Below are 7,649 nucleotides of genomic sequence, written 5' to 3'. Positions count from 1 at the left end.
GTTCACTGTTCACTGTTCACTGTTCACTTCCCGCTCGCATCCAGAGAGTCTATTTTCCAGTTGCCGTCATACACCCAGTGGCTGTCGACTTGATAGCTATCGCCATTTTCCGGTAAGAGATTGCGCCCACCCCAGACGATGGCGGTGAAGCGGACCCGGGCGGTTTTACGGGAGACTGGATCCACTTCGATGCGGATGCCGGCCAGCGTGACCTGCCGTTTGGGGTAGCGGAAAAATGCCGCCATCAGGGTTCGCTGCAGCTCCTTGCGATTCATGGGGTGGCCGCGGCTGACGTTGGCGTTGTCGGTCAGGCGGTCCATGATGGTGCCGGTGTCGCCGTCTTCAATGGCCTGTTCCAATTCCTCGAGTGCGTGACGGATGGCCTCTTCCGGCGGTGACTGGCTACAACCGGCAATCATCAGTTGCAGCACCAAAAGCAGCAGGTATGCTGGAATTTTTCTGACTGGCAGTCCTGTGCCCATGGCGTTGTTCCCCCCTATTGAATGTTATCGGCAAGGCCATTTGTCCGTTGGCCAAGGTCACCAGTTGTACCTTGAAGAGAGCGGTAATCGTGATGGCGTACCGGTCGTGGTGCTACATGGCGGTCCCGGTGGAGGCAGCTCTCCTGTGCTGCGGCGCTTCTTCGATCCGCAGCGGTTTCGCATCATTGTGTTTGATCAGCGTGGCGCAGGGCAAAGCCGACCGCTTGCCAGCACCCAAGACAATACCACAGCAGATCTGGTCACAGACCTGGAATCTATCCGGGCGCATCTGGGGCTGGATCAGTGGATGGTGTTTGGTGGTTCATGGGGCGCCACGTTGGCGCTGGCGTATCTGGCGGAACATCCCCGGCGTGTCTCCGGCATGGTCTTGCGTGGTGTGTTTCTCTGCCGGCAACAGGACAGGGACTGGCTGTACACAGAGGGCGGTGCCGCCCGGCTCTTTCCTCAGGCCTGGCAGCGATTGTTGGCGGAGGCCCCGGAAGGAGAGGGTGGCCTTCTTGAGAGATATCGTCGTGGGCTCGAGACTCCCCAGGCGCGACACTATGCTCGTGCCTGGTGTAACTGGGAGGCGACGCTGGCGTTGATGCCCACCCTGGCGGACGGGGTTGGCAGTGATGATGAGCTATGTATGGCAACGCAGGAAATCCACTATTTCCTGCATCAGGGGTTCTTGCCGTCTCCCCTGCTTGAGCGGTGTGCGGGTAGCCAGGTTCCCACGGAAATCATTCAGGGGGATCGGGATTTTGTATGCCCGGCAGATCAGGCCATGGCGTTACACAAGGTGCTCCCCAACAGCGTGCTTCACTGGGTCGAGGGCGGTTCTCACTCGTCGTCGCACCCCGCGATTGCCGAAGCGCTTGTTCAGGCGGTACGGCGGATGGAAACAAGGATAAGCGTGTGAAGGTATTGATGCAGCGGGTGCGGTCCGCCAGCGTGCAGGTGGGTGGGCAGACGGTAGGGGCGATTGGCCATGGCCTGCTGTTGCTGGTCGGGATTGAGAAGCATGACGATGAAGCGCTGGTGGCAAAAATGGCGCAGAGAGTGGTTGGCTATCGGGTGTTTTCCGATGACGACGGAAAAATGAACCTGGACCTGCGCGATGTGCAGGGCAGCGTGCTGGCGGTATCACAGTTCACCTTGGCCGCTGATACCCGCAAGGGGCGGCGCCCCAGCTTTAGTGGTGCCGCTGCACCGGATGATGGACGCAGGCTCTATGAGCACAGTGTGATCTGTCTGCGAGAACTCGGGGTGCCGGTGGAAACCGGGGTTTTTGCCGCCGACATGCAGGTTTCACTGGTCAATGATGGGCCAGTGACCTTTATGCTCGAGTTGTGATGAATTCGGAATATGCTTATTGCAAAGCCGTTGCCCTTGTTTATGATGAGTTGAGTTGCCTTGTTAAAGGGGTGACGGGGAGAGCACCGCGAAGGGCTCATTGGCTGTTTGCGGACTGCAGCGGTTGCTTGGCTGCATCCCCAGGGATGATTGATAAAAACTTGGAGGAATTCAGGATGAAAAAGACTCTTATTGCTGCCGCCATGTTGGGCGCATCAACTTCTGCCATGGCTGTTGCACCGGGTGGCCCGGGTTGTGGCTGGGGCAACATGCTGTTCGAAGGCCAGTCTGGTATGCCCATGCACCTGCTGGCGACTCTGGTCAACGGCACCACCGGTAACGCTACCTTTGGTATGACCACCGGCACCAACGGTTGTGACACTAGCGGCGCCCTGACCTACAGCGGCCAGAGCCTGTTGGGCATGACTGGTGTGATGGAAGAAGTTGCACAGGATATGGCTACTGGCGAAGGCGAAGCGCTGACCGCACTGTCTGTATCCATGGGCATTGAAGCGTCCGACCGTGCGCATTTCAACACGGTAATGCACGAAAACTTCGCTGCCATCTTCCCGCATCAGGACGTGACCGCCAAGCAGGTCATGGCCAGCATTAATGATGTGATGAAGAAAGATCAGAATCTGTCCAAGTACACTGTATAAGTACCCGGACGGGTGATCACAGGCCCCGCCCATGGCGGGGCTTTTGTTTTATTGGGGAACGTGATTTCGTTTGACCCGCCTGATGGATTTTCCCATGCGCACTGGATTGCTGTGTGTGCTGCTGTGCTGGGCAGCAGTTTCTGTGGCGGTCACGCCACCCCGACCTGATGTTTCCATGGATGCCCTGGCGGCCAGTGACCGCTGGCAAGCGCTGTTGCATATCAATCCGGGGGCAACGCTACGCGACCGTCACCGCAGCTATGTGGATGATGATAACTTCTTCCTGTCGGAAACGGGCAAGGAGGATCCGCTTGCCGAGCTGCTGGCGACCCATGAGGCATTGCAGTTGCCCGGCGCGCAAGCTCGTTGCCGCTTTCCGGCCCGGTACCGTTTTCTGGCGCAGTCGCTGGGTTGGGAGCAGGCTGGCGCGTTTGATCATTGCGCGCAGTACCGTGAATGGCGGGCAGCGGTTACCGCTAGCCGAGCGGTATTGGTCTTTCCTGCCGCTTACCTGAATAGCCCCTCTTCCATGTTTGGTCATACGCTGCTGAGGCTGGACCAGGGCGAGGACTCGGCCGTCTGGTTATCCTGGGCGGTAAATTTTGGTGCCGTGTCCACGGCCCAGGACAATTCATTCTTCTATATTTATCGTGGGCTCGCCGGAGGGTATCCCGGGCGTTTTGCGCTGGTGCCCTATGTCCAGAAGATCCAGGAATACTCTCACATGGAAAACCGCGATATGTGGGAATACACCCTGGACCTGGACCAGCAGGAGCTCGACTGGTTGATTGAGCACCTTTGGGAGCTCAAGGACATCAATTTCGACTATTACTTTTTCGACGAGAATTGTTCGTTCCGGTTGCTGGAGTTAGTTGAGGTGGCCCGCCCTGGCTCGCAATTGCTCACGGAGCTGCGCTTTGCCGAAGTGCCGGTCAATACAGTGCGGGCACTGGATGAACGCGGCATCATCAGTGAGCGCCACTACCGGCCGTCCAAGGCGGTAGAACTCAATAATTTGCGTGAGCAACTCAATGGTAATCAGCAGGCCCTGGCGCGACGACTCGCAGATGATCCGTCGTTGCTGACCAGTGACGCCTTTATGGCCGAGTCGGCATCGGACCGGGCGATCATGGCGTCGGTGGCTTACCGCTATTTGCGACTCAAATACCGAAAGGAAGAGCGTACCGATGCGGTGGCCAAGGACTCCTTTGCATTGCTCACGGCCATGAACCAGCTGCCGCCGGTAGCCGTGCCGGAGACCCTCGATCCGGAGCCGCCAGAAAAGGGCCATGGCACCCAGATGCTGGCGATCAGCGGCGGCCAGCGTGAAGGGAATCAGGATTTTGGCGAGCTCAGTTATCGCCTGACCTACCATGACTTGCTGGATAATCCTTATGGGTTTTTGCGTGGAGCAGAAATCGAAGGGTTGGATCTCACATTACGCAGTACGGAATCGGGGGATGCCAAGCTGGAAGACCTGCAAGTGGTGAGTATTCGTTCGCTGGCCCCACGGAATCGGTTCATCCAGCCATTGAGCTGGTACGTGGACGGCGGTCTGGAGCGCGCCTGGGCGGGACGCAGGCGGTTGGTGCGTTATCTGCAAGGGGGGGCAGGAGGAAGCTGGCAGTGGGGGAATTGGCAGCCGTATCTGTTAACCAGCCTGCGGATGGAGAATAATAGCGAGTTCGACACCTTTGTGACCCCGGGGGCCGGGCTGGATGCAGGCATCCTGTATCGGCGGGGACGCTGGCAATGGCAGGCGGGCAGTGTCGGGCATTATTTCACCAACGATTTCTATCGCTATACCTCGCAACTGGCCGTGCAATGGGCGGTGACCCGTCAGCACGGTGTGCGTGCCTCTCTTGAACGTGAAGGCTGGCGAGGGGATGGCGATAACGAGTTTAAACTGCAATGGCGATGGTACTTCGACTGATAGCGCTGGGCTGGCTGCTTACCCTGATGGCAGGCTGCTCCAAACTGTATTTCTACCCCATGAAGCCCTGGGTGCAGAACCCGGAAAATCAGGGCCTGGCCTATGAGGATATTGTGCTGTTGCACCCTCGTGGCATGCGTATTCATGGTTGGTGGTTGCCTGCCCAGGAGGCTGCCGGTGTGAAGGGGACCGTCTATTTTCTGCACGGTAATGCCCAGAATATTTCGACTCACCTGGCCAATGTGCAGTGGTTGCCGGCACGGGGCTATAACGTCTTTCTGATTGACTACCGGGGCTACGGCCTCTCTGAAGGTAAACCAAGACTGCCAGAGGTCTACGACGACGTGCAGCTGGGGCTGGACTGGTTGCGGAGCGTGCACGACGACGCGGGGCCCTTGATTGTTTTCGGGCAAAGCCTGGGGGGCGCCATGGCGGCAACGGTGCTGGGTGAAGAGGAAAATGCCGGTGCGGCGGACTGTGTGGTGCTGGAGGCCGCGTTTGCCAGTTACCGGGATATCACTGATGACGTGATGAAGAAAAGCTGGCTGTTATGGCCGTTGCGCTGGATGGTGGTGCCCGGTATGCCTGCGCGTGAGCAGGATCCGGAGAACCGGATTGCCGGCATCGCGCCAACCCCGTTGCTGATACTGCATAGTGACGAGGATGAAGTAGTCCCCTATAGCCATGGAGAGCGGTTGTATGCCGCCGCTCAGGCGCCCAAGACCTTCCAGCCTCTGCGTGGTGGCCACACCCAGAGTACCCGGGATCCGGACGTGCAGGACAGGCTGGTGGATTTCATGGAAAGCTCTGGGTGTTCAACCCAGGCGCCAGAACCGGTCAGCGACAAGCCTGCCCCACCGCCAATCCAGGGGCCAATCGTGCCCCCGCCGTCCCCGGACACCGGGAACGGGGCTTATCGGTTCTAACAGGCTGTTGAAAAGCCCCTTGCTGAAGGGGCGAGGCGTCTTGGCGACAGCGACAGGGGCGCAAGGAGGATGAGGGGCTTCTTGCGCCCGCCGCAAGCTGTTACTGATTCAGGCGGGTCTCAATCAGCTGATCAACGACGCCTGGGTCTGCCAGGGTGGAGGTATCCCCCAGGCTGTCCAGTTCGTCGGCGGCAATCTTGCGCAGAATGCGTCGCATGATTTTGCCTGAGCGGGTTTTGGGCAGGCCCGGTGCAAAGTGGATCAGGTCCGGTTTGGCGATGGGGCCGATTTCCTGAGTGACCAGATCACGCAGCGCCTGTACCAGCTCATCACTGCCTTCCTTGCCGGCCATCAGCGAGACATAGGCATAGATGCCCTGGCCCTTCACGTCGTGCTGGTAGCCCACCACGGCGGCTTCAGAAATGCTCGGGTGCAGCACCAGTGCCGACTCGATTTCCGCTGTGCCCAGACGGTGGCCGGAGACGTTCAGGACGTCGTCCACCCGGCCGGTAATCCAGTAGTAACCATCCTCGTCACGGCGGGCGCCGTCGCCAGTAAAGTAATAGCCTTTGTAGGCGCTGAAATAGGTATCGATCATGCGCTGGTGATCGCCGTAAACCGTGCGGATCTGGCTTGGCCAGCTGGAGCGAATGGCCAGATTGCCGGAGGCGGCTCCCTCCAGCTCGTTGCCGTCGGGATCCATCAGCACCGGTTCAATGCCGAACATGGGCAAGGTGGCAGAGCCTGCTTTCAGGTCCACAGCGCCGGGCAACGGGGCGATCATGATGGCACCGGTTTCGGTTTGCCACCAGGTGTCGACGATCGGGCAGCGCGATTCCCCCACGACCTTGTAGTACCACTCCCAGGCCTCGGGGTTGATGGGTTCACCTACGGTACCGAGCAGTTTCAGGCTGGCGCGGGAGGTTTGTGTTACCGGTGTATCGCCCAGCCCCATGAGGGCGCGAATGGCGGTGGGGGCGGTGTAGAAGATGTTGACCTTGTGCTTGTCCACCACCTGCCAGCAACGTGAGGCATCCGGGTAGGTGGGTACCCCTTCGAACATGACGGTGGTGGCGCCGTTGGCCAGCGGGCCATAGACGATATAGCTGTGGCCGGTAATCCAGCCCACATCGGCGGTGCACCAGTAGATGTCACCTTCCTTGTAATCGAAGACGTACTTGTGAGTCAGGGCCGAATTAAGCAGGTAGCCGGCAGAGGTATGCAGCACACCTTTGGGTTTGCCGGTGGAGCCGGAGGTGTACAGGGTGAACAGTGGATCTTCTGCAGCGACCCATTCCGGTTCGCACTCTGCCGAAGCATCGCCGATGGCATCGTGGTACCAGACATCGCGAGTCTCCTGCCAGGCCACATCGCCGCCAGTGCGTTTCACGGTCACACAGGTGTGGACGCTGTCGATACCGTCCATGGCCTTGTCCGCATTGACCTTGAGGGGCACGATCTTGCCGCCGCGAACGCCTTCATCGGCGGTGATGACGGCGCAGGCGCCTGCATCAATGATGCGATCTTTCAGCGCTTCGGGAGAGAAGCCGCCAAACACAACTGAGTGGATGGCGCCGATACGGGCGCAGGCCAGCATGGCATAGGCGGCTTCGGGGATCATGGGCATGTAGATTACGACCCGGTCGCCTTTTTTGACGCCACGCTGTTTGAGGACATTGCCGAACTTGCTGACTTCCTCGAACAGCTGCTGATAGGTGATGTGCTTGTCCTGATCGGGCTCGTCGCCCTCCCAGATGATCGCGGTCTGGTTGGCCCGCTCGGGCAAATGACGGTCGACGCAGTTATAGCAGACATTCAGGGTCGCGCCCTGAAACCAGGCCGCGCGGCCCTCAGTGAAGTCCCAGTCACTGACCTTGTCCCAGGGGGTTTTCCAGTCCAGAAACTGATTGGCCCGGTCTGCCCAGAAGGTCTCCGGGTCTTTGATGGACTGTTGGTACCAGGCATCATATTGCTCGCGGGTCATCAGGGTCTGGGCTTTGAAATCGTCTGGAACAGGGTGAACGATGGGCTTGGACATCAGGGCCTCCTTGGAATACTGCCTGTAGAGAGCCGCGTACGCCGCTCTCCGTTTTTCCTTCATTATTGTGGCTCGTTCCGCCTACGGGTATTCCACCATGGTCGTAGGGGGAATCGGCGTGCCCCAAGAGTAAACAATGCGTAGAGGAATGGCCAAGTAGAAGAGCCGCGAATAGTGATTAGTTAACAGTGAATAGCTGCGCGGTTTATTAGGGGGAGTGCGCTGTGATTTTGGTGGACGCGAATCAGAGCTGGG

General features: G+C 59.0%; 7 protein-coding genes. 5 read left to right on the top strand and 2 right to left on the bottom strand.

All coding sequences use genetic code 11. From position 1 onward, the window contains the following. Positions 1–23: 23 nt before the first annotated feature. The gene (locus A15D_RS15135; protein WP_102792606.1) at positions 24–482 is read right to left on the bottom strand and encodes a nuclear transport factor 2 family protein; all 459 of its coding nucleotides are present in this window, start codon (positions 480–482) and stop codon (positions 24–26) included. Between A15D_RS15135 and pip the strand changes: the two genes are divergently transcribed. From pip to A15D_RS15110, 5 genes are all read left to right on the top strand, one after another. Next, entirely contained in the window at positions 481–1,404 is a 924-nt protein-coding gene (gene pip, locus A15D_RS15130; RefSeq protein ID WP_199175954.1) for a prolyl aminopeptidase, read from the top strand. The two genes, A15D_RS15135 and pip, sit on opposite strands and share 2 nt — an antisense overlap. Then, positions 1,401–1,838, top strand: a complete 438-nt coding sequence (gene dtd / locus A15D_RS15125; RefSeq protein ID WP_102792605.1) for a D-aminoacyl-tRNA deacylase — start codon at positions 1,401–1,403, stop codon at positions 1,836–1,838. The genes pip and dtd overlap by 4 nt, the downstream gene beginning before the upstream one ends. Positions 1,839–2,014: 176 nt before the next feature. Next, on the top strand, positions 2,015–2,497 hold the full coding sequence (locus A15D_RS15120) for a DUF3015 domain-containing protein (protein WP_022986173.1): 483 nt from the start codon (positions 2,015–2,017) through the stop codon (positions 2,495–2,497). Positions 2,498–2,591: 94 nt separating this feature from the next. Further along, complete coding sequence (locus A15D_RS15115) at positions 2,592–4,430, top strand: DUF4105 domain-containing protein (RefSeq protein ID WP_102792604.1); 1,839 nt, start codon at positions 2,592–2,594, stop codon at positions 4,428–4,430. Further along, positions 4,409–5,356 (top strand): alpha/beta hydrolase, encoded by a 948-nt coding sequence (locus tag A15D_RS15110; RefSeq protein ID WP_233192260.1) that lies wholly within the window; start codon positions 4,409–4,411, stop codon positions 5,354–5,356. Before A15D_RS15115 ends, A15D_RS15110 begins: the two co-directional genes overlap by 22 nt. Before the next feature lie 100 nt (positions 5,357–5,456). Here A15D_RS15110 and acs read toward each other — a convergent pair whose 3' ends face one another. Further along, the gene (gene acs / locus A15D_RS15105) at positions 5,457–7,394 is read right to left on the bottom strand and encodes an acetate--CoA ligase (RefSeq protein WP_102792603.1); all 1,938 of its coding nucleotides are present in this window, start codon (positions 7,392–7,394) and stop codon (positions 5,457–5,459) included. Positions 7,395–7,649 lie beyond the last annotated feature (255 nt).

Source organism: Alcanivorax sp. MD8A, from assembly GCF_002888555.1.
GTDB lineage: Bacteria > Pseudomonadota > Gammaproteobacteria > Pseudomonadales > Alcanivoracaceae > Alcanivorax.
The sequence above is the reverse complement of the archived record's forward strand: the minus strand, read 5'-3'. Positions and strand labels throughout refer to the sequence as shown.